We start from the raw sequence: 25,661 nt of genomic DNA, 5'->3' as shown, positions 1-25,661 counted from the left end.
CCAGATTGGGAGACATTGCATGGCAGCAGAGACCGGTGCGGCGCGTACCATTCGGACCATTGTCGAAACCATTCGACCGCAGTTGAATGTCAAACTGTGGGACGGCACCCAGATTGGCGCTTTTGACGGGCCAACGCTCGCGATCAAGGACCCGTCGGTCGTGCGTCAGGTGGTGCTGAAGCCGAATTACGATACGCTTATCAGTCTCTGGACGTCCGGCGCGGTCGACATCGAAAATGGAACCATCTTCGATGTCGCCGAAACGAAGCTCGACGGTCATCTCAAGGAACGGATCAAGGCGCTGCCGAAATGGCAGTTGATGAAAGGCATTCCATCACTGCTCTTTGCCGGAAAGGCGAAGGAGCAGGCGAATATCGACGGAAAGTCGCCCTTCGTCAGCGGTTCGAACAAGGAAGCGATCACCCATCACTACGATGTGTCGAACGAGTTCTATCAGCTGTTTCTCGATGAACGCATGGTCTACACCTGCGCCTATTTCACCGATTGGCAGAACAGTCTGGATCAGGCGCAGCACGACAAGCTGGATCTGATCTGCCGCAAGCTGCGTCTGAAGCCGGGCGACCGTTTTCTGGATATCGGCTGCGGCTGGGGCGCGCTTTTGATCCACGCTGTGCAAAATTATGGCGTGATTGGAACCGGCGTTTCGCTGTCGGAAGCGCAGACGGCGCTGGCCCGACAACGGATCAAGGCTGCCGGGCTGGAAGACAAGATCACCATCCACATCAAGTCCTATACCGAGCTTGATCAGGAGTTCGACAAGATCTCTTCCATCGGCATGTTCGAACATGTCGGCATTGCCAATTACGACACCTATTTCAAATCGGTGCGGCGTTTGCTGCGGCCCGGTGGCCTCTATATGCATCACGCCATTACCCGGCGCATGAAGAAGAACAAGAAGAGTTTCAACCGCAAAAGCGCCGAGCATCTGGCGCTGGTGAAATATATTTTCCCGGGCGGTGAACTGGACCATCTGGGCATGACCGTCGAGAATCTCGAAGGCCATGGCTTCGAGGTGCATGACGTGGAAAATCTCCGCGAGCATTACGGCCGCACCTGCCGCATGTGGGCGGAACGGCTTCATGCCAATTTTGACAAGGCCGTTGCCGAGGTCGGTTATCCGCGGGCGCGCCTCTGGATATTGTATCTCGCAGGATGTGCATTGGCATTTGAACGCGGAACGGTTCAGATCAACCAGACGCTCGCCTCGAAGCGCAAACGTGGCATTTCGGCTGTGCCGCAAACACGCGCTGATATTTATCAGAGCTAGAGCATGTCTCCCGAAAGCGGAAACCGTTTCGGGATAAAGACATACGTGAAAACAAAAGCTTAAAGCAATATGATGGGCAGGCGAAGCGCGAGCTTCAGCCTGCCGTTTGTATGATGCCTATCTGACTTCGCGGTCGATATCGCGCCGCAGCACGAAAGCGGTGGTGATGTCGTCGACGATATCATGGGCGGCAACGAGGTCGCGCACGCGGTTCAGATCGTCGATTGTTGCCGCTTCCAGTTCGACAACCAGATCAAGCTGTCCGCTGACCGACGAGACGCGGCGGACTTCCGCGTGCTGCGCCAAAATGTCGAGAAGCGCCAGCGCGGGCGTGCGTTTCAGGCTTACGAGCAGAATGGCGCGGATGAAATTGGTATCGATCTCGCCGATATCCGCGCGATAGCCGCGAATAACGCCGCTGCGTTCCAGATTCGTGACACGTTCGCTGGTCGCGCTGCGGGACAAGCCGATACGACCGGCCAGTGTCTTCAGCGCGATGCGCGCTTCCTTGGACAGAATTGCCAGTATTTCGCGATCTTTCGCATCAAGTTCCCGCATCGTTACCCTATACGCGTGACCGGACATATGCCGGTCTATTCCGACAAAGTGCCGGTTCTTCCGACAGGATACTTGATGCCCGAAAACGCATTGCGTGCCAAGCTTCTGATAAGAAATGTAAACTGGAAACGCACCGTCTATGACCGATCTCTCCCATCCGAACCCGCAGTTTTCCGCAGCCGATGCCGAGAAACTAGCCATTGAAGTCTTTGGCGTCACAGCGACGGCATCGCCGCTCGACAGCGAACGAGATCGCAATTTTCGTCTGGAGACCGGAACGGATGCCGACTGGATTTTGAAGATCGTCAATGCCAGCGAGCCGCAGGTTGAAAGTGAGTTCCAGACCGCACTTCTGCACCATCTTGCCAATGCGGATGCGAAACTTGCCGTTCCGCATCTGAAACCAAGCCTTTCGGGCGATGTGCTTGCTTCGGCTGTTGCTAGCGGCGGCGAGCGCCATGCCATGCGACTGGTGGGCTGGCTTCCGGGCGTTCCGCTTGCCGAAGTCAAACGCACATTCGAACTGATGCGCAATCTGGGTCGCGCGCTTGGCGAACTGGATCATGCATTGCAGGGCTTCATCCATCCGGGCGCCGTGCGCGAACTCGATTGGGATTTGCGCCACGCCGGGCGGGCGCGGATGCGCCTGCATTTCGTCGGCGATGCCGACAGGCGTGCGCTGCTTGAGCGCTTCATCGTACGTTTTGAAAACCATGTTGCGCCGAAATTGTCCCGTTTGCGTGCGCAAGTCATCCATAATGACGCCAATGACTGGAATGTGCTCGTCAGCAAGAGCGACCATGAACAGATTGCAGGACTGATCGATTTTGGCGATGCGGTGCACACCGTTCTGATTGCTGAAGTTGCCATTGCCTGCGCCTATTCCATCCTCGACATGGAAGACCCAATCGGCGCGGCGGCAGCGCTGGCCGCCGGTTTCCATGAAAAATACCCGCTCAAGGCCGAAGAAATCGACTTGCTGTTCGATCTCATCGCCATGCGTCTCGTCACCAGCGTCACTTTCTCGGCTTCGCGCCACGACAAGACGGATGACAATCCATATCTCGCGATCAGCGAGGCACCGGCCTGGCGTCTTCTTGAAAAGATGGACGCGATGAACCCGCGCTTTGCCACCGCTATTCTGCGCAAGGCCTGCGGCTTCGACGCCATTGAGGGCGCGGGTGCTGTCCGCAAATGGATTGCCGATAACAGCAAAACATTCGCGCCGATCGTGCATCCGGCTCCGGCAACCATGACCAAGGCTCTGGTGCCTTATGGCGATGCAACGCATTTCATGACGGTTGCTTCCGCTGAACAGCGCGCGAAGGAAGCGACGGAATGGTGGGATAGTTTCTGCGCCGAGAACAACGTCCAGCTTGGTATCGGACCTTGGGGCGAAAAGCGCACCGTCTATACCGACACAGCGTTTGAATCGCGCTTCATCGAAGGGCAGCGCCGCATCCATCATCTGGGCGTTGATCTGTTCATGCCTGCCGGGACGCCGCTTTACACGCCGTTGGCCGCAACAGTCGTCAGCGTTGAAATCGAACGCGAACCGCTCGGCTATGGCGGGCTGGTCAAGCTTGAGCATCGCCCGGAAGGCTGCCCGCCTTTCGTGACCCTGTGGGGACACATGGCACATGAGGCGCTCGGTCGTCTCAAGCCGGGTCAGAAGTTGCAGGCTGGCGACCTCGTCGGCCATATGGGCGACATTCACGAGAATGGCGGATGGACCCCGCATCTGCATTTCGAAATGACGACGGATATCAATCTGACGGCAACCGAAATTCTGGGCGTTGGCGAAGCCGCCTATCTCGACGTATGGGCCGATGTCTTCCCGGATGTGGCGGCGCTGGCCGGCATTCCGCCGGAAACTTTCCATCAGGATGGACGCACCCGTGCCGAGATCATCGCGAAGCGCAAGGAAATCTTGCTGCCGAACCTGTCGATTTCCTATTCGGAACCGATCAAGTTCGTGCGCGGCGATGGTACGTGGCTGATCGACAATTATGGTCGCGCCTATCTCGATTGCTTCAACAATGTCTGCCATCTGGGCCATGCCCATCCGGAAGTGGTGGAAGCCATCGCCCGTCAGGCGGCGCTGCTCAATACCAATACGCGCTATCTGCACGACAATATCGTCGCCTATGCCGAACGGTTGACGGCAACCTTGCCGGAAGGGCTGACTGTCGCGTCCTTTGCCTGCTCCGGCAGCGAAGCGAACAGCCTGATGCTGCGCATGGCGCGCAATCATACGGGACGCAAGGAAGCCATCGTTCTCGACTGGGCCTATCATGGCACCACGCAGGAACTGATCGATCTCAGCCCCTACAAATACAAGCGGAAGGGCGGCAAAGGACGACCGGATCACGTCTATGAGGCAGTCATTCCTGACAGCTATCACGCGCCGGAAGACTGGCCGCTGGAAGAGCATGGCAAGCGCTTTGCTGAGAGTATTGCGGAACAGATCGACACCATGCGCAAGCAGGGTCGTGCGCCGGCTTTCTTCTTTGCGGAGTCCATTCCAAGTGTGGCCGGTCAGGTGTTCCTGCCGGAAGGTTACCTCAGGCAAGTTTACGCCATGGTTCGCGCGGAAGGCGGACTGTGCGTTGCCGACGAAGTACAGGTCGGTTTCGGCCGCGTCGGCAGCCATTGGTGGGCGTTTGAAATGCAGGACGTGGTGCCGGATATCGTCACCATGGGCAAGCCGATTGGCAATGGCCACCCCATGTCCGCTGTTGTGACCACTCGCGAAGTCGCAGACAGCTTCAATAACGGTATGGAATATTTCAACACCTTTGGCGGCAATCCGGTGTCCTGTGCCGCTGGTCTTGCAGTCATTGATGTGATCGAACGCGACAAGCTGCGCGAGAATGCGCTGAATGTCGGCAACTATCTCATCGACGGTTTCCGCAAGATGCAGCAGCGCTTCGATATTATCGGCGATGTTCGCGGTCAGGGACTATTCCTTGGCATCGAACTTGTCACGGATCGCAAGACCAAGGCTCCCGCAACGGCACTGGCTCGCAAGATCAACGACGGCGCGCGCGAACGCGGTATCCTGATGGGGACCGAGGGTCCGCACGACAACGTGTTGAAGATGCGCCCGTCCATGGTGTTCAACCGCGCAAATGCGGATCATCTGCTCAGCGTTCTCGCCGACAGCTTTGAGGCTGCATTGAAGTAAGCCTTCGACATCAGGGCTGATTATTGAGGTCGCATTCCCATTCGGATCATCGGATGGGAGTGCGGCCTTTTTCGCGCTGGGGGTTCAAAGTGTGACGCTTGTTCTGTCGGTGAGGGGCAGGACAAAACTTCGGCACGTAGTAATGGCGTTTTGTCGGAAAAAGCATCTCTTCCGCCGACAATATGCCGGTCAATTCCGGCAATGTGTCGGGTCCGCAGTCATATTGCAGGATGCTTGAAAACAACGCCTGTGCGAAGCTCTGCCGATGAAGGTTGATGGCAAACCATAAGCCTAACAATAAGACCATTCCAGAGGAAAACACAAAGCCATGAATATGAAACTCAAGACCCTGTTTGCGGCGGGCGCCGTTGCGATTGCAGCCGCTTTTTCAGCCATGCCTGCGCATGCTGACGAGCTGGAAAAGCTGAAGGAAAGCGGTGAGTTACGCGTTGCCATGAGCGGCGCCTATCCTCCATTCAGCTTCACGAATGCTGATAACCAGGTGGTCGGCTTCGATGCCTCCATCGGAACGGAAATCGCCAATCGTCTGGGTGTGAAGGTCAAACTCGTGACCACGCCGTTTGACGGTATCATTGCAGGTCTTCTGGCGAAGAAATATGACGCTGTTGTCGCCTCCATGACCATCACGCCAGAGCGCGAAAAGGCCGTCGACTTTGTGGGACCCTACTACCATGCGGGCCGCACGGTTGTGGTCAAGGAAGACGCCCCCATCCAGAAACTTGAAGACCTCAACGGCAAGACCGTTGGCGTGACCATGGGCGATGCCCATGAGAAGTGGGCCAAGGCGCAGGGCGACCTCAATGTACGTACCTATAAGGGCCTGCCGGAAATGCTGATCGATCTCGATGCAGGCCGCATCGACGCGCTTATCATGGATAGCATTCCGGTGAAGATCGCCGTCAAGGAAACCGGCCAGAAGGTACGCATTCTCGATACGCCGAATATTGAAGGCGGTCGTGAGGCGCTCGGCATTGCCATTCGCAAGAACAATCCGGAACTCAAGGCAGCTATGCAGAAGGCGCTTGACGATATGCTCGCCGATGGCGGCTACGAGAAAATCTCGATGCAATGGATCGGTAGCGATATTCGCTAAGCCAGCTTTCAATCCGGCCCGGTTTGTCCGGGCCGGCACATGCGATCTTCCGGAGTAATTCTATGGATCTTGCGTTAATGCGGCACGTCCTCCCGTTTTTTCTGGAGGCGGCATGGGTAACTGTGCAGATTTCCGTGCTTGCTCTCGTGTTGGGATTCGTCATTGCGGGCATTCTGGTCGCCGGACGCCTTTCAAACAGTACTATTCTGCGTTTTCTATCCGGCGCTTATGTCAGCATCTTTCGGGGAACCCCCTGCCTCGTGCAGCTTTTCGTCCTCTACTTCGGCGGCCCGCAGATCGGTCTGGAACTGGAGCCCTATGCGGCGGGTGTGATCGGTCTGGGGCTCAATATCGGCGCTTACATGGCCGAGTCCATTCGCGGTGCGATTGCGAGTGTTGACCGGGGGCAGGACGAAGCGGCCCGTTCGATCGGCTTTGGACGCGGACAGACCCTGCGCCTCATCATTCTGCCGCAGGCCGCGCGCCTGATGATCCGCCCGCTCGGTGTGAATGCCGTTGCTCTGGTCAAGGGTTCGGCGCTGGTGTCGACCATTTCCGTGGTTGAACTTACCTATACGGCGCAACGTTTCATCAGCTCTACCTACAAGCCGTTCGAGATTTTCGCGGTTGCTGCGGTCATTTACATGGTCATCGTCTATGTGGTGGCGTCGATTGTCGATCTGCTCGACAAGCGCTTCGCTGCACGCTGAGGGAGGACGCTATGCCAGCTCTCGATTTCAGTATCGTCGCTCCCTATACCGATCTGCTTCTGACCGGATTGTGGTGGACTTTCATTCTTGCGGTCGCTTCTAGTGCGCTGAGCTTTATCCTCGGCATTGCATTTGCGCTGGTCGTGCTTTACGCACCGGCCCTGCTCGCCTATCCGGTCCGCTTCTTCATGTGGCTCTTCATGGGCACGCCACTGCTTTTGCAGCTCTATCTCATCTATTACGGTCTGGTGCAGATCGGCATTGATATTCCGGCCTTGTTTGCCGGCATTCTTGGCCTCAGCCTGCATTTCGCTGTCTATAATGCGGATGTGTTCCGGGCGGGTATCGTTTCGGTCGATCCCGGCCAGATGGAAGGTGCGCGATCCATCGGGCTCAGCCGCGGACAGGCGCTGCGCTATATCATCATCCCGCAGGCCATTCGCAACACCATCCCGCCCATCGGCAACAACATGATCGTGCTGCTGAAGGATACGTCGCTCGTGTCGATCATCGGCATTGCCGAACTGGTTCACAGCGCACAGATCGCCATCAGTGAAACCTATAGTCCTTTTGAGTTCTATCTGACTGCAGCCGCGCTCTATTACGTGGTCAATCTCATCATGGAAGCGGGCCTGCGACATATCGAAAGAAAAGTGGAGGTTACGCGATGAGCGCCTTGAAGCCTATGGTTGAAGTTAAGGGCGCCCGCAAAGCCTATGGTGCGCTGGAGGTTCTGAAAGGGATCGATCTTTCGGTATCGCGCGGCCAGATCATTGCGATCATCGGCCCGAGCGGTTCGGGCAAGAGCACATTGCTGCGCTCCATCAATCATCTGGAGACGCTGAATGGTGGCGAGGTCTGGCTGGATGGGCTGCAGGTCAACCAGCCGCTCAGCGGGCAGGCTTTTGAAAAACACATCAACTCCGTGCGTCAGCAGATGGGCATGGTGTTTCAGCACTTCAATCTGTTCCCGCATCTCACTGTGCTCGAAAACATCACGCTGGGACCGACAAAGCTGAAGGGCTTGTCGAAATCCGCAGCCCGTGAACTCGCGCTGGAACTGCTCAACAAGGTGGGTCTCGCCAGCAAGGTCGATACCTATCCGTCGCGCCTGTCCGGCGGCCAGAAGCAGCGGGTCGCCATTGCCCGCGCCTTGGCCATGCAGCCGAAGGTGATGCTGTTCGACGAGGCGACCTCGGCGCTCGATCCGGAACTGGTCGATGAAGTGAATGCGGTCATGAAGCAGCTCGCGGCCGAGCATATGACGATGCTGATCGTGACGCATGAAATGCGCTTTGCCGGTGAGGTTGCCGACAGGATCGTCTTCATGGATGGCGGCGTTGTGGTTGAAGAAGGCGCGCCCGCAGACGTACTGCGCAACCCGCAGCAGGACCGGACACGCGCCTTCCTGAAAAACTATATCGCAGCCTGATCTTCTGCCCGAAATGGAAAGCCCCCGGACTTGGAGAAGTCCGGGGGCTTTGTCTTGAGGAAAGAGAGCTTTCGATCAGCCTTCCTTATGCTGTTGCGCGGCCAGCTCTTCGACGCTCATATCCGGCTCGTTACGGGTCTTGTACAGCGAGTAGAGAACACCGCTTGCGAGAATACCGAGCGTTACCACCAGCGACAGCAACGTGTTGATGTGGACGCCCAGCGGCACGAGGAAAATCTTGATACCGATCAGCACCAGAATGATCGCCAGCGATACCTGAAGATAACGGAAGCGGTTCATCGCGGCGGCGAGTGCGAAGTAGAGCGCACGCAGACCGAGAACGGCGAAGATGTTCGAGGTGTAGACAATAAACGTATCCTGCGTGACGGCAAAGACGGCGGGCACAGAGTCGACGGCAAAGATCAGATCGACGGTTTCAACCATGATCAGGGCGACGGCAAGCGGCGTCAGCCACGTGACCATCTTGCCGGTTTTCGGATGCGGCTTCTTGACGGTGAAATTGCGGCCATGCACTTCGCTCGTAATATTGAAGCGCTTGCGCAGGAATTTGAAGACCGCATTCTGCTCGATATCGGGTGTCTCATCCTGATGGCGGAACATCTTGAAGCCGGTGAAGACGAGGAAGGCGCCGAACAGGAACAGGATCCAGTTGAACTCATGCACCAGTGCTGCGCCCAGTCCGATGAGAACCGCGCGGAAGGCGATGACGCCCAGAATACCCCAGAAAAGCACGCGGTGCTGGTAAAGGCGGGGGATGGCGAGAAAGCCGAAGATGGTTGCGATGACGAACATATTGTCCATCGCAAGGCTCTGCTCGATCAGATAGCCGGTGTAGAATTCCAGACCCGCCTGCGAGCCGCGTTCCCACCAGACCCAGCCGCCGAAGGCCAGCGCGATCAGAACATAGAAACCATAGAGGAGCAGGCTTTCCTTGGCTCCGATTTCATGTTCGTCACGATGCAGAATACCAAGATCGAAAACCAGCAAACCCACGACGATCGTGATGAATGCCGCCCAGAAATATACAGGTGTGCCGAGAAAATCGCCCGAAAGGGCTGCAATAAGCGAATCCATCGCCGGACCATCTCCATTTGAACAAGTGGAGCAGCCCCGACATCGCCATAGCGGAAAACCATGACCAGAGGGGCCCGGCGCTGCCTTCTTCAAATGTGTATGTTTTTGTCCCGTTCAAGACCCGGGTATAAAATTTTTGTGATGGGCTATCCTAGTCTGGAGCGAAGCCCGCTCCAGACTGATTTTGTTGACAGATCAATGCTGCGGTGCGGGGGTCTCTTCCGCATCCGGTTCCTTGATCCGGAACCAGGCCACGTAAAGCGCTGGCAGAAACAGGAGGGTGATCGCCGTGCCGGCGATGATGCCGCCCATCATGGCATAGGCCATCGGCCCCCAGAACACTTCACGCGCGATGGGGATAAGCGCAAGGCTTGCCGCTGCCGCCGTCAGCGCGATGGGGCGCATACGATGCTGGCTGGCGATCATCACCGCATCCCATGGCTTCATGCCTTCGGTGATGTGTTCCTCGATCTGCACGATCAGGATGACCGAGTTTCGGATCAGGATGCCGATTAGCGCCAACACACCCAGAATAGCAACGAAGCCAAGCGGCTTGCCGCTCGGCAGAAGTGCTGCGACCACGCCGATCAATCCAAGTGGCGCAACCGCCACGACGAGGAACAGACGCTGGAAACTCTGCAATTGCAGCATCAGCACAGTCGCCATCACGAACAACATCAGCGGAACAACGGCTGCAATCGGTCCCTGGCTCTTGCCGCTTTCCTCAACCGTGCCTGCGGTCTGGATATAGTAGCCAGCCGGTAGTTTGTCGGCGAAAGCCTTGATGGCAGGCCCCAGATCCTTCACGATCGTATCTGGCATCGTCTTGTCGATGATGCCTGCCGCCACCGTGATGGTCGGGATGCGCGACCGCCGGTAGATGACGGGTTGCTCAAGCTCGTAACGGAAATTGGCGATAGATGCGAGCGGCACCGAGGTGCCGTTGCCCGTCGCAATTTGCAGGCTCTGCAAAGTGTCGATGGAATCGCGTTCATGCTTTTGCGCGCGCACGATGACGTCGATCAGATAGATCGAATCCCGCACCTGCGTAATCGTAATGCCGCCGACGACGCCGTTGAGCGTTGTTGCAATATCCTTGGACGAAATGCCAAGCTTGCGCGCCTTGTCCTGCATGACATCGACACGGATAACGCGGCCGGGCTCGTTCCAGTTATAATTCACCACGCCCAGCCGTTGGTCGGCACTGAGAATACCGGCAAAATCCTGCGCTATGCCGCGCAGTTTCTGAATATCGGGACCGGAAATGCGGTATTGCACGGGGCGTCCGACCGGCGGTCCAAGTTCCAGAAATTTCACATAGACATCGGTGCCGACATAATCCTTGCGGAAGACCTCATCGAACTTCGCCTTCAGACGATCACGCGCTTCGACATCTTTGGCGACGACGACCATCTGGCCGAAATAAGGATTATTAGGCTGCACGTCGAAGGAGAGGATGAAGCGGATCGCGCTTTGCCCGACATATGTGCTCCAATGCTCAATGTCGGGATTATCCTTCAGCATCGTTTGTTCGAAACGCTCCATCTGCGCCCGGGTTTCGGCGATGGAACTGTTTTGCGGTAAGGTCCAGTCGAGAACGAGTTCGGGGCGATCCGATTGCGGGAAGAACTGCTGTTCGATGAAGCGCATCCCGAAAACTGAAAGCGCAAACAGGAGGATCGTGGTGACGATGGTCACCCAGCGATAGCGCATCGCCATCAACAGCGCCTTGGAAAAGGCCTCAAAGAAACGACTGCGCTTTTCTGCATGGGGTTTCATTTTCTTGGGCAGGAAGGTGACGCCGAGCAGTGGCGCAAACAGCACCGCGACAATCCATGAAACCACCAATGAGACCGCGATCACCACGAAGAGCGTGAACGTATATTCGCCAGCCTGACTGGAATTGAGGCCGATTGGAATGAAGCCCGCAATGGTCACAAGCGTGCCCGTCAGCATCGGAAATGCCGTATGCGAATAGACGTAAGTTGCAGCCTTGTTGATCGGATCGCCGAATTCCAGTCGCGCCACCATCATTTCGACGGCAATCATGGCGTCGTCGACCAGAAGGCCGAGTGCGATAATGAGCGCGCCGAGCGACACACGCTGGAGCGAAATATCCAGAAGCGACATCGACAGGAAGGTGATCGCAAGCACGAGCGGGATCGATAGCGACACCACGAAACCGGCGCGCAAGCCAAGGCTTACAAAGCTGACCGCAAGCACGATGACCACGGCTTCGAACAGTGCGCTGGTGAAGCCGGAAACGGCTTCCTTCACGACATGCGGCTGGTCGGCCACCTTGAACACCTTGACGCCGACGGGGAGTTCCGCCGTCACCTGCTGCATCATCTTGTCGAGTGCTGCACCAAATTCGAGCAGATTGCCGTTCGGCTTCATGCCGATGCCAAGCCCGATGGAATCCGCGCCATTGACGCGGAAGATGGATGTCGGCGGATCGACATAGCCGCGCGTGATGGTGGCGACATCGGAAAGACGGAAGAACCGGTCATTGACACGCAGATTGACTGCACGCAGATCGGCTTCGGAATTGAACTGGCCGCTGACGCGGACACTGATCCGTTCCGGCCCGGCCTGAACGACGCCCGATGGCGTGATCGCGTTTTGGTCCTGCAAGGCCTGAAGCACGGCTTGCTGATCGAGACCGAGCGCCGCCACCTGCCGCGTCGAGAATTCGAGATAGATCGCTTCGTCCTGCGCGCCGATCAGCTCGACCTTGCCGGCATTGGGCAGCGTCAAAATCTTGGCGCGCACATCTTCGGCATAGTCGCGCAGCTGTCGCATCGACAGACCGTCGGCGGTAAAGGCGAAGATATTGCCGAAAACATCGCCGAATTTGTCATTGTAATAAGGCCCGTAGACGCCGCTCGGCAGGTCCGGCTTGATGTCGTCCAGCATATGGCGGACTTCGTTCCAGGCGTCGGTGACCTGTCGTTTGCGCACCGTGTCCTTGAGGAAGACGAAGACGACCGACTGGCCCGCAGTGGTGACGCTGCGCGTGTAGTCCAGCGTATCGAGTTCTTCTAGCTTCTTCTCGATGCGGTCAGTCACCTGATTGAGCGTCTCTTCAACAGAAGCGCCCGGCCAGTTGGCCTGCACCACCATCGTCTTGACAGTAAACTCCGGGTCTTCCTCGCGACCGAGATCGATATAGGACACGAAACCAGCGACCAGAAACACGAGCATGAAATACCAGACCAGCGATCTGTGGTTCAAAGCCCAGTCGGACAGATTGAATCCCTTTTTCACAGGCCAGTTCCTTTCTGGTCCAGACGGACTTTCTGTCCTTCTTTCAACTCATGTACGCCAGCAATCGCCACATAGCTTCCGACATCGACGCCACCGGCGACGAAGTTGCTGCCCTGCCGTTCGATGACCTGAACATCGTGCAGCGAGACGGTCTGCTTGTCGGGATCGATAATCCAGATGCTTGTCTTGCCACTATCCTCGCGCAAGGACTGGATCGGCAGCCGCACCAGACTTTTCTCCGGGGTTGCCAGAGCGGCTCGAATGGTCGCGCCAAGACGGAAACCGTCAGGAGGGTTATCGAGCGCAATTCTCACCCGGCGACTGCGCGTCTGCGCGTCCGCCTGTGGCGCAACTTCCCGCACGGTGCCGGCACCGGTCACCGATGGGTCAGCCTGAAGTTGCACATTGAAGGCAGCGTCGGGCGTAAAATACTGGGTCATGCTGTCGGGAATATCGACCACGGCTTCGCGAATGTCCGGGCGCGCCACTGTCATCACGGCCTGACCGGCAGAGACCACTTGCCCAACCTCGGCATTGGTTGCCGAAATCACCCCGTCATAGTCGGGGCGCAACACGGCATAGCTGCGCTGGTCCTGCGCTTTTTTCAGTCCGGCGCGGGCCTTTTCCAGATTGGCGCTGGCGCTGTCGCGCGCCTGTCTGGCGGCATCATAATCGGCTTGGGAAACATTGTTGCCTTGCAGCAAAATACGCTGCCGTTCCTCACTGGCCGAGGCATTGGCAAATTGCGCCTCGGCGCTTGCGAGATCGGCCTTTGCGGACTGGATCGCCAGATCGAGCGTCGATGGATCGAGTGTTGCGACGGTTTCACCCTTCTGCACCAGATCGCCCACCTGTACAGGGCGGCTGATGATGCGCCCGAGCACCCGGAAGGCGAGGTCGGTCGAATAGCGCGGCTCGATCGTACCGGCAAAACCGGCCTGTGTGGCGGGCCTTGGTTCAACAACCATGTAGAGAACCGGGCGGACGGGTTCGGCCTTGGCGTCACTTTCATCGCTCTTCCCGCAAGCTGCAAGCGCTATGGTGGCCATCAGGACGGCAACGCGCATGAAGGGCAGGGCAACGGGCTTTCGGATTTCTGGCGTCATTGCGCAACCGCCCCTTCCTGCGTCTGCATGATTTCGGTCGGCTCGCCCGAGCGCAGCATCTGTGCGCCCTTCGTGACGATCAGTTCACCGTCGTTCAGGCCGCTATCAACGATCACCCGTTCCTTTTCATAGGAAAGCACGGTGATCGGCACCAGCGTTGCAACATTCGTATCGCCAGCCACACGCCACACCGCGGCGCGCCCGGCGTCGGAGGTCATGGCGCTCCATGGCAGGACGATGACCTGACGGTTCTCCATATGCACGGTGCCGGTTACGGTCGCGCCCAGCGCCATCTGCGGTGGGGTGTGAGCGATGCCGACCTTGACCCTGACAGTGCCGGTCTGTGCGTCGACGACAGGGGAGATTTCACGGATTTGGCCTTCGGCAACCACTGAGGCGTCCGACAGGAGCGCGATCGTCACGCCCATGCCATTCTTGGCGTGGTTGACCAGCGTTTCCTGTACGTCGAAGACGGCATCGCGGGGGCCGTCTTCTGCAATGGAAAATGCCGTCTGCGCGGCCTGTATCACCTGACCCGCCTCGATGTTGCGCGCCGTGACAACACCTGAAACCGGCGCGCGCAGCTCGGTGTAGGACAGCTGATCGCGTGCGTCGCTCAGCTGGCTTTCGGCGCTTGCCAGCGTGCTTTGCGCGGTTTGCAGGGTCTGGTTTGCCTGATCATAGGTGCTGCGGGTTGTGAAACCTTGAGCCAGCAGCGCCTTCTGGCGTTTGAAATTGGCATCCGCCTGAACGAGTTGCGCTTGCGCCGCATCCTTCGATGCCTGAGCGACCCTCAGATTGGCCTGCTGTTCGGCATCGTCGATGCGGGCGATCAGCTCGCCCTTGTCGACATGCTGGCCAATCTCCGTTTTGCGCTCCACAACCTGTCCGCCAAGCCGGAACGATGTGTTGACCAGCGAACGGGCTTCTATCGCCCCGGACAGCGTCAATTTAGGCTGATAATCGCTTGCCGCGACTTTCATCACCGAGACCGCAACCACATTGCGGGAATCGGCATGGCCGGGAACGACAAATGTCATTACCGACATGCTGAATGCAAAAGCAGCCGTGGCTCCGAATATGACGCTTCGTCCGGAGCGGAGGAAACGGAAGGAAGGTTTTGCAATCATTGAACGATCCCGGTGGTTCGCATCACCGGGAGAATGCAATCAAACGGGTTTCAACGAAAGCATATTTTTTTACGTTTGCGTCAAATTAGTTCGGTGACGCGCTTCGCTCAGGCAGGGCTATGGGCAAGGGGGCGCTCCCCATTGACGAGCCGCTGTTCAATTGCCTCGATAACCGGAAGGAGATCGGCAACCGTATCGATGATGTAGTCGGGCTGGTGCCGGGCGAGAACGGCAGATGCCTTTTCGCGAAGCGCATTTTTGTCGGCCTCGCTCATCTGGTCCAGTTCGTCCGGCGTGACGCCCGCTTCGTTGCCGCTCAGCGATACGCCCACTGTCCAGCATCCGGCTTCCCGTCCTTCGTCTATCCCGACGCCGGTATCATCAACCTTGACCACAGCATGCGCTGGCCAGACATCGAGATCGAGAAAGCATTGATACATGTTCATCGGGGTCGGGCGACCGTGCGGCAAATCTCCGGCGCAGACCAGATTGTCGGTCTCATACCCTTGCGCCTTGGCAAGCGGCAGGACGCGCTCCATGATCGAGCGGGTGTAGCCGGTCGTGGAGCCGATCTGGAGGCCGCGTTCCCGCAACGCGCGGGCCGTTTCCGCAGCACCCGGCACCAGATCGGCATATTGATCGACGACCTTTTCGTTCAGCGGAACGAACACATCATAGACCGCCTGAATGTTGGCCTGCGTCGGTGCGTGGCCGTGGTGCGCTTCCCATGCGGCATGGATACGCGGCTGCGCCAGCATCGCTTCAATGTGATCCCATTTCGGGCGGCCCATGGGTTCACGCGCCTCGGCAATCGAAACCTCAATGCCGAATTGTGCGAATGCTTCGACGAACACACCCATTGGCGCGAAGGAACCGAAGTCGATGACCGTGCCCGCCCAATCGAACACGACTGCTTTGAGATGTCCCATAACTGCTCCGTTGTTATGCGTAGAGTGAATTGACGACCTGCTCACCGAGCGCGAACCCTGTCGAAGCGCCGGTTCCGCCTGTAACCATGACGAGGCGGATATTGTCGGCGGGTTCATCGATCATGGCCACGCGGTCGCTGGCCGAGGCATAGGTTCCGCACCAGCGCCCGATGACCTCGCGGCCCGGCAGATCGAATATCTGGTCGAAGGCTTCCATGATCAGCGTGTCGAAGCGCTCCTGCGCAAAGGGTTCGGGGGCATTGCCATAGACATGACTGTTGCCCACCACCAGCGAACCATCGGCGGATTGCACGGCGATCAAATGAATGCCACCGCGGCGCATTTCGCCAAGTTCGGCATCAAGCCGGTCGCAGAGCGCCTTGGCTTCCGGCAGATCGGCAAAGCCTTCATAGCGGCCAAAGCTCAAGTCAGACATGACGGCGGCATCGAAACGCGCTGCTTGGGCTGGCATGACGCGCAGCATCTGCAACGTGCAGATGCGCAGATCATAGGCGGCGATGCGTTCCGGAAACAAAGTCGAAAAGTCGTCGCCGGGGCACACGACCGTGGCTTCCGCTTCGATAACGCCACGACTGGTGGTAATTTTGTTGCCTTCAATGGCATTGACGGCGGTGTTCCAGTGGAAGGTGGCACCGTGGCGGCGTTCCAGCCACGCGGCAATTTTCGGGATAGCGTCACGCGATTCGACACGCAGTTCATGAGGGCTGAAGAGCGCACTGCGCATTCCATCAGCTCGGATCGACGGGACATGTTCCAGCGCTTCGCCAGATGTCAGCCTGCGGCAGCCTTCACCCATCGGCGTTTTCAGAAAAGCATCCAGCACGGTTTCCGCTTCCTCGCGGTAAGCAGGCATGACCAGTCCGCGATGGATGATCTCAATACCCGCATCGTCGGCGATTTCGGCCCAGATATCGCGGGCGCGGCGCGCCCGTGCCCAGTGATCGCCTGCCTTCTGGCCGGATATGGTGACGAAGCCGAAATTGCGGATCGATGCGCCTACGGCCTTGGCGTTGCGCTCGACGACGACGACCTTCTTGCCTTTGCGGGCTGCGGCAAGCGCGGTGGAAAGGCCGACAATGCCCGCGCCGACAACCAAAAGATCGTATGTATTCTTCATCTGGGTTCTGTCCTCACCGAAACACATATCCTGCCATGGCTGATAGATATTTCAGTTTGATGACGGTCGGCATGTGATGCGGGGGCCGATAGAAAGTCTTGGGGGAAAGCAAGAAGGGGTGCGACTGACGAAATTACGTCACGAAACCGTCACGACGGACTTCTAATATTCGTGCAATTGCGCGGAGCCGCTAAGGTTTCGGAGATAATCTTCAGCTTATGGTGTGAACATGTTCGAGAACAGCCATCTGGACCGTATCAAGGCGGAAATCGCCGACAGTTTTGATGAAGAGCTGGAAATGCAGATCGAGGAAGAGCGTCTGGACGCGATGGTCGCTGAGGGCATGTCCGGCCCTGCCGAACAGACGCTGGAACGCCGCCTGTATTTCCGCGAACTGTTTCGCCTCCAGCATGAGCTGGTCAAGCTTCAGGACTGGGTGCAGCACAAGAAGCTCAAGGTTGTCGTGCTGTTCGAAGGCCGCGATTCCGCCGGCAAGGGCGGCGCGATCAAGCGCGTGACCCAGCGCCTCAATCCACGCGTCTGCCGCGTTGTCGCACTGCCTGCACCGACCGAACGCGAGCGCAATCAGTGGTATTTCCAGCGTTATGTGCCGCATCTGCCGACCGCTGGCGAAATGGTTCTGTTCGACCGCTCCTGGTATAATCGCGCGGGGGTCGAGCGGGTGATGGGCTTTTGCACCAAGGACGAATTGGAAGAGTTTTTCCGCTCCGTTCCCGAGTTCGAACGCATGCTCGTGCGCTCCGGGATCATTCTTATCAAATACTGGTTCTCGATCACCGATGAGGAGCAGGAATTCCGCTTCAACATGCGTATCCACGATCCGCTGAAGCAGTGGAAGCTTTCTCCGATGGATCTCGAAAGCCGCGTGCATTGGGAAGACTACACCAAGGCCAAGGAAGAGATGCTGCATCGCACCCATATTGAGGAAGCGCCCTGGTGGGTTGTCGAGGCTGTCGACAAGAAGAAGGCGCGCCTCAACTGCATTGCGCATCTTCTGACGCAGATACCGTATGAGGATGTGCCGAAATCTGCCATTCATCTGCCGGAACGCGTGCGTCATGACGATTATGTGCGTCACCAGACTCCGTCCGAAATGTATGTGCCGGAAGTCTATTGAAAGTCACGTGCAAGGCCGCTTAGCGCCGAGCATCGGTATACGCCATTGAACATTATTCACGGTTCCAACACGGAACATTGTCCTGGTCTGGTGGGCGCTTTTCACAAGCGCCCCAACCAGCCGGTGGTTGAACTGAAAGCTGATGAGGTGGGTGCTGCACTGGCCGCGCAGGACGGCTGGGTCTGGCTGCATGTGGATCTGGTCGATCAGCGTGCACAAGGATGGCTTTCGGAACGTTGCGCCTTGCCAGCCTCGGCGCGGGCGATACTGGAGGGGCACGACGACAGTCTGGTGCTCAGCCACGAAGCCGGGACGATCCACGGTGTCATAGCCGATATGCATCAGGATATGGAGCGCATGTCCACGACTATCGGTCGCCTGCATTTTGCGGTGACGAGCGGACTTCTTGTCACCGGCAGGCGGCATCCGCTGGAAGCCATAGACCGGGTGCGTCATTCATTCGCGAGCGGCTTTTGCCCGACAACGGCCTATGAACTGTTCGAGGCTGTGGTCACAGGTTTCTGCAAGAACACGGCGAAAAGGCTCAACGAAGCAAGCAAGATGCTTGATTCCGTGGAAGACCGGCTGGTGACAGAGCGGTTGAACGACGAGCGCCGGGACCTCAAGGAAGTGCGCCGTCTGGCGGTCTCGCTGCACCGTCCGGTGGCCGGTATGGTGGCTCTGTTCGAAGAAGAAGACCGTGTGGACTGGACCTTGCCAGAGATGGGACATGCGGTCTTGAAGCGGCTTTCCTTGCGGCTGGAGCGGCTCGACCGCGAGATCGTCATGGTCAATGATCGTGCTCGGCTGCTTCAGGAAGAGATCGCGGCGGAACTCGCGGATGATTCAAACCGCAGCCTCAAAGTAATGGCGGTGATGAGCGCCCTGCTGCTGCCGGGCACGCTGATCGCCGGGATTTTCGGGATGAACACCGCCGGACTGCCCTTCACCGGCGATGGGTCCGGCTTTGGCTGGGCGATGCTGCTGGGGGTAGGCGCGACAGCGCTGTTCTATTGGCTTCTCCGCAAGGCGGGAATCAGCCTGCGGTTTTGACTAGCGTCTGGGGTTCCCCGTGTCCCAAACAGGAGGCACCGTTTCACACGATACCTCCCATTGGGAGTATAGTTATTTCTGGGTGGGTGCAGTAGTTTCTGCGCTCGCCGTTGTTTGCGGCTTTTCCATTTTGGTAGAAGATTGCGCACTATGGTAAGTGCAGTCTGCCATCGCAGCCGTAACCGACAAAGCGAGTACAGCGGTCGTCACAAATACGACTTTCATGCCTGTCTCCATTCAATGTTAGTTTCGTGGGGCATTACATGGAGGACTGTAGCAAATGCTGCAAGCCTTGTCTCATCACTTCATATTCTAGTCTCTGGGAAGTTGTCGTGCGCCCCATTCGCTTTCGGGAATGGCGTGACCAATGGCATAGCTGAAGGACTGGATCGACATCGCCTCGGCATCGACCTGACATTTGAAGTCCACACCATACCACTGGGCGCGGCTGCGAAACGCGCCATTGCTGACCGTCAGACCGGTGTTGGAAACGGAACCTCCGGCGCGCGCCAGCATGTCGGGGAAAGCGCCCGGTTGCTGACGGCGGATCTGTTCAAGCGCTTCGATACTGCAAATCTGGATGACGCGATCTGTTGGCGAGAGCTTGCCGAGCGCTTGTTTTACACGCGGATCGGACAGGGCATCCTTCGAGTAAAGCCTGCGCGCCTGTTTGAAGTTTTCAGCCTTTTGCTCTGAAACGGCCTTGGCTGCTGGCTTTTCCTGTTCTGGCTTTGGCTGTGGAATAGGCGGGTTCTCGACAGCTGGGGCCGCGGCTCCGTTGGTGTCATCGACATTTGAAGATTGAGCGCTCAGCTCTGCCGCTTCCTGCTTCTCTTCCTGCGGCTGTTCGTTCTTGGCCTCGGCAGTTGCAGGCGGAACTTCGTCGGGCTTTTCGCTAGCTTCCGGCGCAGCTGGCGGGACATCCGGTTGCTCTGGCGCTTCATCCTTGGGGTCGTTGGAAGCGGATTCAAAGGCGAGCTTCTGGGCTTGCGCCTGCGGCGGCGCAGGAGCGGGCTTGTCCTGGTCCTGTTTGGGTTTTTCTTCGGCGGGCGGTGGTGGCGGAACAAGCTCTACATTGACGCTCTGTTCCTGCGCTGTCGGCAATTCCGGCAAGCGGACGAGCAGAACAAAGGCCAGCAACAGATGCAGGACGATCGAGCTTGGAATACCCCAGCCGATTTCTGCAGATATTTTTCTGGCCAATTGCTGCATCGTTCAGACGATCATGGATATCCAACTACACGCGCACTGTTACATGCCGTTGGTGATATCACATTGCAGCGTCAACAACAGGCCCAACAGCATGTGTTGGGCCGAACTATCTTCTGAGCCGGGATGCCAGGCATCCCGGCGAAATCTTATGCGGCTTCCAATGCCTGCTCGCATCGCAGCAGCATGCCATAGAGATCGCGCGGTTCATCGGGGTCCGCAAGCATGTCCAGTTCAGCATAGAGACCGGTTTCTTCCAGCTTGCTGCGGACATAGCGCAGGGCGGAAAAGTCTTCAGTGGCAAAACCCACGCTGTCAAACAGCGTGATCGCGCGATCCGATGTTCTACCCGGCAGTTTACCGGTGATCACTTCCCACAATTCCTGGACCGGATAATCTTCCGGCAATTGCTGGATTTCGCCTTCGATGCGGGTCTGCGGCGGGTATTCGACAAAAATATCCGAGCGCAGGAGAATTTCCTTGTTCAGCTCGGTCTTGCCGGGGCAATCGCCGCCAACGGCATTGATGTGAACGCCGGGGCCAACCATGTTGTCGCTCAAAATGGTGGCATATTGCTTGTCGGCGGTGACGGTCGTGATGATATCCGCACCCTCGACGGCTTCCTGCGACGAACCGCAGATCGTGACCGCAAAGCCCTTGTCGGCCAGATTGGCGGCGCAACGTTCGCTTGCCGAGCGGTCGATGTCGAACAGGCGGAGATTGTCGATGCCAAGCAGCGCCTTGAAGGCCAGCGCCTGAAACTCGCTCTGCGCGCCATTGCCGATGATCGTCAGCGTTTTGGAATCCGGGCGCGCCAGATGCTTTGCGGCTACCGCCGAGGTGGCGGCGGTGCGCAAGGCGGTGAGAATGGTCATCTCGGTCAGGAGCAGCGGATAGCCGCTGTCCACATCGGAGAGAACGCCAAAGGCGGTCACGGTCTGACGCCCCGCGCGGGTGTTCTTCGGATGCCCATTCACATATTTGAAGCCATAGAGCGTGCCGTCGCTGGTCGGCATCAGTTCGATAACGCCCTCCTTGGAATGGGAGGCGACGCGCGGCGTCTTGTCGAACTGTTCCCAGCGGCGAAAGTCTTCTTCGACAACTACGGCCAGTTCCTTGAGGAAGGTTTCGACCCCCACCGTCAGAACCAGCTTCATCATGTGATCGACGCTGACGAAGGGGACGATATTCAGTTTATCATTGGTCATTTGAATGAACCTTTTTGCACAGGGCGCGAGCGCCCGATCAGCGGGCGCCGTTTCCGGTCTTCGCCGCGAGGAATTTTTCAGCGATCATCGAAACGATCTGCGGCAGAACCTCGAAGGCGTAGGGCGCGTGGACACGCTCAAGCTTCTGGTGGAACTCGCGACCCCATGGGCCGATATTGACCACAGGGAACCGCAGCGCATTGGCGGCTGGATGATCGACGAGGCGCGACACGGGCGTGTTCTGCGATACGATATCCTGTCCAAGCGTTGCCTGACCGAGAAAGCTCATATCGGAAATGCCCTGGAAATGCGGCTTCCAGACAAGGCTCTGATCGGGGAAAGCGGCAAAGACCTTGATGGTCTCGTCAATGGCTTGCTGAAACAGGCGGTCGTTGGTTTTCGTATCGTCGAGATGGCTTGCAGGATAGTGCAGTCCGGCAAAGCCGACAACAATCGCCGGTCCGGCGAGGTGGGCCACGCCCACCAGCCATTCGGTCAGCTGGCGGCTGACGGCCAGCGGATTGTCGATGCCGGAAAGGCCTTGTTCCTGCTCATCATAGAGGCGTTCGAAGTCGTCGCCTGCAATGTCTGCCGCCATGGCGCGCAGCTGCGTGAAGGTGACCAGCTTCGGTTCAGGCGGGGTCGCTCCGGCGCGCTTGCCGACCAGCTTGCCATAGGCTTCGGCCTGTGCGGCGAAGCGTGCAACTGCATCGACCGCGCCGGTGCGCACTTCGTCCTGAAAGCGCTTGAACAGTTCTTCGGCAGTCATGCCGTGATAGAGCCAGTTGAGCGCGATCCAGAAGCGTTCCGGCGTCGTCACTTCATAGCCGTCGCGCAGGTCCTTTGCCTCAAGGCAGATGGGCGGTGGAGAAATGTCCTTTTCGTCGCGGTCGGCAAGATCGGCGTTGCCTTCAAAGCGGGTGAGAATGCCTGCGGCCATCGCCTGTGCACTGACGCCTTCATAAGGGTAGCTGGCATGGGAGCTGCAACCGATGACGAGTGCAAAAGGCAGAAGCTTGCCGATGGTGCCAGCATAGACGGCGCGGCCTTCGCTGCCGTCGCCCTGATCGGAGGTCACGTCGAGATTGATGGCAGCCGAAATATCGAGATCGAAGTCGTGGGCAATGTCCGGCAGCGCATTGCGCATGGACCGCATGCCGCGGCTTTCGCGCTCTTCGTCCGGTGTGACGATCAGGACCAGATTGCCGCTGCGGTCGGGATCAGCTGCAAATCGTTCAAGGCAGGCAATGCCGGCGGCGATGCCGCTCTTCATATCGAGCAGGCCACGACCCGGGAGGAAGTCACCGCTGAGGAGGTCTTCCAGCGCGCGCTCTTCCTGCTGCGAGCGTGAGCGCTTGCCAAGGTCCTTGATCAGCGCCTCTTTCAGATTAACGCTATCGCAGGAGAGCGATTTCAACTCGTGATAATTGTCGGTCGCGACCGTGTCGAAGTGACCGGCAAGCACCACCGTCTCACGACCCTTGCCGCGAACGAGCGCCACCACATTGTGGGTCAGCGGATCGCCATGGCTGGCAACCGTGCGGATATTTGCCGGGTTCTGCTGGAAATAGGGTATTTCCTTCAGCAGTTCGACAAAACGGCCGGAGAATTCCGCTTCGCCGGGCGTGCCGGTTTCGCTGCGCCAGCTGACCATGCGAAGAGCCAGCTCTTCGACATGTTTCGCATCGATTTGGTTATGCGCCGTCGTTACGGCGCCTTGCAGGCCGTTTGAACCATTCGCAGTCATTGATCTCGTCTCCGTGGACTAGAGCGCATCCCGAAAAGTCTAAACTGTTTTCGGAAAAGAATGCGCTTCAAAACAAAATTCAGGAGCGCTGTGCGCTCTAGTGCGAAAGATGCTTTCGCAGGAAAGCGCGGGTCCGTTCCTCTTTCGGATTGGACAGCATCTGGTCGGGCGATCCCTGTTCGACTACCACGCCGCCATCCATGAACATCACATGGTCGGATACTTCAGCGGCAAAGCGCATTTCATGGGTCACGATCAGCATGGTCATGTGCTCGCTGGCGAGCTGCTTCATCACCTGATTGACTTCTTCAACCAGCTCCGGATCGAGCGCCGATGTGGCCTCATCGAAGAGCATGACTTTCGGCTGCATGGCGAGGGCGCGCGCAATCGCCACGCGCTGTTTCTGGCCGCCCGACAGGCGGGCCGGATAGGCGTCGCCCTTGTCAACAAGCCCGACCTTTGCCAGCAGCGCGTTGGCGCGGTCCAGCGCTTCGGCGCGCGGCAGATGCTTGAGCCGCATTGGTCCGATCATGATATTTTGCAGCACGGTCAGATGCGGAAACAGGTTAAACTGCTGGAAAACCATCCCCATTTCCTGACGGATATGGTTGATATGCTTTTCGAAGGCATGGCCCTTGAGCGGCTTGTTGACCTGATTGCCATCGAGCCAGATTTCTCCGCCCGAGGTTTCTTCCAGCATGTTGATCGAGCGCAGAAGCGTGCTTTTTCCCGACCCGCTGGGGCCGATGATGGATACGATCTTGCCGCGCGCAACGGTCAGGTCGATGCCCTTGAGAACTTCATGGTCGCCATAGGATTTCCTGATCTGGCGCAATTCGATCATGGGTGTCTGTGTGTTCATCGGATAGCTTCCGCTTTCTTGGCCGCTTTGCTCAATGCCCACTCCATCAGAAGATTGACGGCGTAATAGAGCACGGCGGCGACGAAATAGAATTCGAATGGACGGTAGGTTTCGCTGATGGCGCGCTGCGCATTCAAAACCAGTTCCGTGATGCCGAGGACGGAGAGCACAGCAGTATCCTTGAGCAGGATGATGCTGTTATTGCCCACCTGCGGCAGCGCGGTCAGGATCGCCTGCGGAATGATGAAATAGCGCAGCGACATGCCCCGGCTGAAACCCAGCGAACGGGCTGCTTCCATCTGGCCATTGTCCACGGCCTGAAGGGAAGCGCGAAAAATATCGGCATTATAGGCGGCATAATGCATGCCAAGGCCGAAGACGCCGGTCCAGAAGGCCGGAACCATGATGCCGATCTGCGATAGGCCGTAATAGAGAAGATAGAGCTGGAGCAGCAGCGGCGTTCCCATGAACAGGAACACGATGCCGCGCACCGGCAAGCTGACGATCTTGGGCGCATGCAGCGTCACCAGAGCGATGACGACGCCCAGCACCACGCTGATGACACCGGCGAGGATCGTGATCAGCACCGTCCAGAGCAGACCGATGAAGAGCAGCTCCAGATAGGAAGGAACGACCGTGAAATCGAGGCTCATGCTTCGGCCCTCCTGTCAGCGTTGAAGAAGGTTTCAATGCCGCGAACCATCATCGAAATGATCGCTATGATGACGATGTAGGCGATGCCGGCGATCGTGAAGACTTCAAAGGGCTTGTATGTCGACGTTACGAAACGCTGTGCGGAATAGGTCAGTTCAACCACCCCGATTGTCGAGACAAGCGCGGTGCTCTTGGTCAGGATGATCGTGTTGACGCCGAGCGAACGGATCATCAAGGGTGCTGCCTGCGGCAGAATGAAAAGCCGCATCGTGTTGAAACGTCCGAAGCCAATGCTGCGGGCAGCTTCGTTCTGGCCCTTGTCCACGGCCAGAATGGCACCGCGTATGCCTTCCGACATATAGGCTCCGATGTTGAAGCCCATGGTGATCACACCGGCCATGAACGGGCTGAATTCCAGACCGAATTGCGGGCCGCCGAAGAAGACCAGAAAAAGCTGCACCAAAAGCGGCGTGCCACGCATGATGCTGACATAGCCCGTGGCGAACCAGCGGAACGGCTTGAAGCGCGAAAAGCGGGCAATGACCAGAACGGTTGCGACGACCAGACCGATCAAAAGCGATACGACGGTCAGCTGGACGGTGACCCAGGCAGACTGAACAATGAAGGGAAAAATCCGCTCGATAAGTGCGATATCCATCCTTCAACCTTTCTTCCCCATCGGTGCTCATGGACGTGGTCCACGGAATGGCCAGAGGAGCCGTGACGCTTGATCGAGCCGTCTGTCGGCGGTCAAGAAGCGGGCAGTACCAAGGCGTTATCGGGGATCAAATTCGAAGATGGGTTGTGTGTAACAACCCATCTTCTAGAGAGGGAGA

The 25,661-nt window shown here is 57.9% G+C and carries 21 protein-coding genes; 8 read left to right on the top strand and 13 right to left on the bottom strand.

What is annotated here, in order from left to right:
• Positions 1-19 precede the first annotated feature (19 nt).
• On the top strand, positions 20-1,288 hold the full coding sequence (locus tag FHW03_RS14700; RefSeq protein WP_182521298.1) for a cyclopropane-fatty-acyl-phospholipid synthase family protein: 1,269 nt from the start codon (positions 20-22) through the stop codon (positions 1,286-1,288).
• A gap of 117 nt (positions 1,289-1,405) precedes the next feature.
• On the opposite strand, the gene FHW03_RS14695 is transcribed toward FHW03_RS14700, so the two are convergent.
• A complete protein-coding gene (locus FHW03_RS14695) occupies positions 1,406-1,846 on the bottom strand; it encodes an Lrp/AsnC family transcriptional regulator (protein WP_078338226.1) in 441 nt (146 codons plus the stop codon).
• Between the two features lie 139 nt (positions 1,847-1,985).
• Between FHW03_RS14695 and FHW03_RS14690 the strand changes: the two genes are divergently transcribed.
• The 5 genes from FHW03_RS14690 (at position 1,986) to FHW03_RS14670 (ending at position 8,289) form a co-directional block, all read left to right on the top strand.
• Positions 1,986-5,033: an aminotransferase class III-fold pyridoxal phosphate-dependent enzyme gene (locus FHW03_RS14690; protein ID WP_182521297.1), complete on the top strand. Its 3,048-nt coding sequence runs from the start codon at positions 1,986-1,988 to the stop codon at positions 5,031-5,033.
• 328 nt (positions 5,034-5,361) lie between these two features.
• A complete protein-coding gene (locus tag FHW03_RS14685; protein ID WP_182521296.1) occupies positions 5,362-6,147 on the top strand; it encodes an ABC transporter substrate-binding protein in 786 nt (261 codons plus the stop codon).
• A gap of 62 nt (positions 6,148-6,209) precedes the next feature.
• Entirely contained in the window at positions 6,210-6,857 is a 648-nt protein-coding gene (locus FHW03_RS14680; protein WP_182521295.1) for an amino acid ABC transporter permease, read from the top strand.
• A gap of 11 nt (positions 6,858-6,868) precedes the next feature.
• A complete protein-coding gene (locus tag FHW03_RS14675) occupies positions 6,869-7,528 on the top strand; it encodes an amino acid ABC transporter permease (RefSeq protein ID WP_182521294.1) in 660 nt (219 codons plus the stop codon).
• Positions 7,525-8,289, top strand: coding sequence for an amino acid ABC transporter ATP-binding protein (locus FHW03_RS14670; protein WP_280993414.1), 765 nt, complete (start codon positions 7,525-7,527; stop codon positions 8,287-8,289). The genes FHW03_RS14675 and FHW03_RS14670 overlap by 4 nt, the downstream gene beginning before the upstream one ends.
• A 75-nt stretch (positions 8,290-8,364) precedes the next feature.
• Here the strand turns inward: FHW03_RS14670 and FHW03_RS14665 are convergent, their stop codons facing one another.
• The 6 genes from FHW03_RS14665 to FHW03_RS14640 all read right to left on the bottom strand — a co-directional run bounded on the left by FHW03_RS14665 (position 8,365) and on the right by FHW03_RS14640 (position 16,954).
• On the bottom strand, positions 8,365-9,384 hold the full coding sequence (locus FHW03_RS14665; RefSeq protein WP_182521293.1) for a TerC family protein: 1,020 nt from the start codon (positions 9,382-9,384) through the stop codon (positions 8,365-8,367).
• A gap of 195 nt (positions 9,385-9,579) precedes the next feature.
• Positions 9,580-12,651 carry an efflux RND transporter permease subunit gene (locus tag FHW03_RS14660; protein ID WP_182521292.1) on the bottom strand — a complete coding sequence of 1,024 codons (3,072 nt, stop codon included), beginning with the start codon at positions 12,649-12,651 and terminating at the stop codon, positions 9,580-9,582.
• The gene (locus FHW03_RS14655) at positions 12,648-13,718 is read right to left on the bottom strand and encodes an efflux RND transporter periplasmic adaptor subunit (RefSeq protein ID WP_182521402.1); all 1,071 of its coding nucleotides are present in this window, start codon (positions 13,716-13,718) and stop codon (positions 12,648-12,650) included. The genes FHW03_RS14660 and FHW03_RS14655 overlap by 4 nt, the downstream gene beginning before the upstream one ends.
• A gap of 35 nt (positions 13,719-13,753) precedes the next feature.
• Positions 13,754-14,887 carry an efflux RND transporter periplasmic adaptor subunit gene (locus FHW03_RS14650; protein WP_182521291.1) on the bottom strand — a complete coding sequence of 378 codons (1,134 nt, stop codon included), beginning with the start codon at positions 14,885-14,887 and terminating at the stop codon, positions 13,754-13,756.
• Between the two features lie 107 nt (positions 14,888-14,994).
• Positions 14,995-15,816, bottom strand: coding sequence for a phosphonoacetaldehyde hydrolase (phnX, locus tag FHW03_RS14645; RefSeq protein WP_182521290.1), 822 nt, complete (start codon positions 15,814-15,816; stop codon positions 14,995-14,997).
• 13 nt (positions 15,817-15,829) lie between these two features.
• Positions 15,830-16,954 carry a TIGR03364 family FAD-dependent oxidoreductase gene (locus FHW03_RS14640; RefSeq protein WP_182521289.1) on the bottom strand — a complete coding sequence of 375 codons (1,125 nt, stop codon included), beginning with the start codon at positions 16,952-16,954 and terminating at the stop codon, positions 15,830-15,832.
• A 229-nt stretch (positions 16,955-17,183) separates the two neighbouring features.
• Between FHW03_RS14640 and ppk2 the strand changes: the two genes are divergently transcribed.
• Positions 17,184-18,092 carry a polyphosphate kinase 2 gene (gene ppk2 / locus FHW03_RS14635; protein WP_078338237.1) on the top strand — a complete coding sequence of 303 codons (909 nt, stop codon included), beginning with the start codon at positions 17,184-17,186 and terminating at the stop codon, positions 18,090-18,092.
• A 45-nt stretch (positions 18,093-18,137) separates the two neighbouring features.
• Positions 18,138-19,145, top strand: coding sequence for a transporter (locus tag FHW03_RS14630; RefSeq protein ID WP_182521288.1), 1,008 nt, complete (start codon positions 18,138-18,140; stop codon positions 19,143-19,145).
• Positions 19,146-19,457: 312 nt separating this feature from the next.
• On the opposite strand, the gene FHW03_RS14625 is transcribed toward FHW03_RS14630, so the two are convergent.
• The 6 genes from FHW03_RS14625 to FHW03_RS14600 all read right to left on the bottom strand — a co-directional run bounded on the left by FHW03_RS14625 (position 19,458) and on the right by FHW03_RS14600 (position 25,483).
• Positions 19,458-20,357 carry a DUF930 domain-containing protein gene (locus FHW03_RS14625; protein WP_182521287.1) on the bottom strand — a complete coding sequence of 300 codons (900 nt, stop codon included), beginning with the start codon at positions 20,355-20,357 and terminating at the stop codon, positions 19,458-19,460.
• A gap of 146 nt (positions 20,358-20,503) precedes the next feature.
• On the bottom strand, positions 20,504-21,562 hold the full coding sequence (locus FHW03_RS14620) for an ornithine cyclodeaminase (protein WP_182521286.1): 1,059 nt from the start codon (positions 21,560-21,562) through the stop codon (positions 20,504-20,506).
• A 37-nt stretch (positions 21,563-21,599) separates the two neighbouring features.
• Positions 21,600-23,309, bottom strand: a complete 1,710-nt coding sequence (locus FHW03_RS14615) for a M20/M25/M40 family metallo-hydrolase (RefSeq protein WP_182521285.1) — start codon at positions 23,307-23,309, stop codon at positions 21,600-21,602.
• Positions 23,310-23,406: 97 nt separating this feature from the next.
• Positions 23,407-24,171: an amino acid ABC transporter ATP-binding protein gene (locus FHW03_RS14610; protein ID WP_280993425.1), complete on the bottom strand. Its 765-nt coding sequence runs from the start codon at positions 24,169-24,171 to the stop codon at positions 23,407-23,409.
• Complete coding sequence (locus FHW03_RS14605) at positions 24,168-24,824, bottom strand: amino acid ABC transporter permease (protein WP_138786152.1); 657 nt, start codon at positions 24,822-24,824, stop codon at positions 24,168-24,170. Before FHW03_RS14605 ends, FHW03_RS14610 begins: the two co-directional genes overlap by 4 nt.
• Positions 24,821-25,483, bottom strand: coding sequence for an amino acid ABC transporter permease (locus FHW03_RS14600; protein WP_182521284.1), 663 nt, complete (start codon positions 25,481-25,483; stop codon positions 24,821-24,823). Before FHW03_RS14600 ends, FHW03_RS14605 begins: the two co-directional genes overlap by 4 nt.
• Positions 25,484-25,661 lie beyond the last annotated feature (178 nt).

Origin of the sequence: Ochrobactrum sp. RH2CCR150, from assembly GCA_014138095.1 — a bacterium.
Lineage (GTDB): Bacteria > Pseudomonadota > Alphaproteobacteria > Rhizobiales > Rhizobiaceae > Brucella > Brucella gambitense.
Note: the sequence above shows the minus strand (reverse complement) of the source record. Positions and strands in the feature narration are given on the sequence as shown.

Coding starts and splice junctions, on each gene's coding strand:
- FHW03_RS14605 (WP_138786152.1), bottom strand. CDS start 24,824: ATGAGCCTCGATTTCACGGTCGTTCCTTCCTATCTGGAGCTGCTCTTC.
- FHW03_RS14640 (WP_182521289.1), bottom strand. CDS start 16,954: ATGAAGAATACATACGATCTTTTGGTTGTCGGCGCGGGCATTGTCGGC.
- FHW03_RS14675 (WP_182521294.1), top strand. CDS start 6,869: ATGCCAGCTCTCGATTTCAGTATCGTCGCTCCCTATACCGATCTGCTT.
- FHW03_RS14600 (WP_182521284.1), bottom strand. CDS start 25,483: ATGGATATCGCACTTATCGAGCGGATTTTTCCCTTCATTGTTCAGTCT.
- FHW03_RS14650 (WP_182521291.1), bottom strand. CDS start 14,887: ATGATTGCAAAACCTTCCTTCCGTTTCCTCCGCTCCGGACGAAGCGTC.
- FHW03_RS14610 (WP_280993425.1), bottom strand. CDS start 24,171: ATGAACACACAGACACCCATGATCGAATTGCGCCAGATCAGGAAATCC.
- FHW03_RS14665 (WP_182521293.1), bottom strand. CDS start 9,384: ATGGATTCGCTTATTGCAGCCCTTTCGGGCGATTTTCTCGGCACACCT.
- FHW03_RS14670 (WP_280993414.1), top strand. CDS start 7,525: ATGAGCGCCTTGAAGCCTATGGTTGAAGTTAAGGGCGCCCGCAAAGCC.
- FHW03_RS14625 (WP_182521287.1), bottom strand. CDS start 20,357: ATGCAGCAATTGGCCAGAAAAATATCTGCAGAAATCGGCTGGGGTATT.
- FHW03_RS14690 (WP_182521297.1), top strand. CDS start 1,986: ATGACCGATCTCTCCCATCCGAACCCGCAGTTTTCCGCAGCCGATGCC.
- FHW03_RS14680 (WP_182521295.1), top strand. CDS start 6,210: ATGGATCTTGCGTTAATGCGGCACGTCCTCCCGTTTTTTCTGGAGGCG.
- FHW03_RS14620 (WP_182521286.1), bottom strand. CDS start 21,562: ATGACCAATGATAAACTGAATATCGTCCCCTTCGTCAGCGTCGATCAC.
- ppk2 (WP_078338237.1), top strand. CDS start 17,184: ATGTTCGAGAACAGCCATCTGGACCGTATCAAGGCGGAAATCGCCGAC.
- FHW03_RS14685 (WP_182521296.1), top strand. CDS start 5,362: ATGAATATGAAACTCAAGACCCTGTTTGCGGCGGGCGCCGTTGCGATT.
- FHW03_RS14700 (WP_182521298.1), top strand. CDS start 20: ATGGCAGCAGAGACCGGTGCGGCGCGTACCATTCGGACCATTGTCGAA.
- phnX (WP_182521290.1), bottom strand. CDS start 15,816: ATGGGACATCTCAAAGCAGTCGTGTTCGATTGGGCGGGCACGGTCATC.
- FHW03_RS14655 (WP_182521402.1), bottom strand. CDS start 13,718: ATGCGCGTTGCCGTCCTGATGGCCACCATAGCGCTTGCAGCTTGCGGG.
- FHW03_RS14695 (WP_078338226.1), bottom strand. CDS start 1,846: ATGCGGGAACTTGATGCGAAAGATCGCGAAATACTGGCAATTCTGTCC.
- FHW03_RS14615 (WP_182521285.1), bottom strand. CDS start 23,309: ATGACTGCGAATGGTTCAAACGGCCTGCAAGGCGCCGTAACGACGGCG.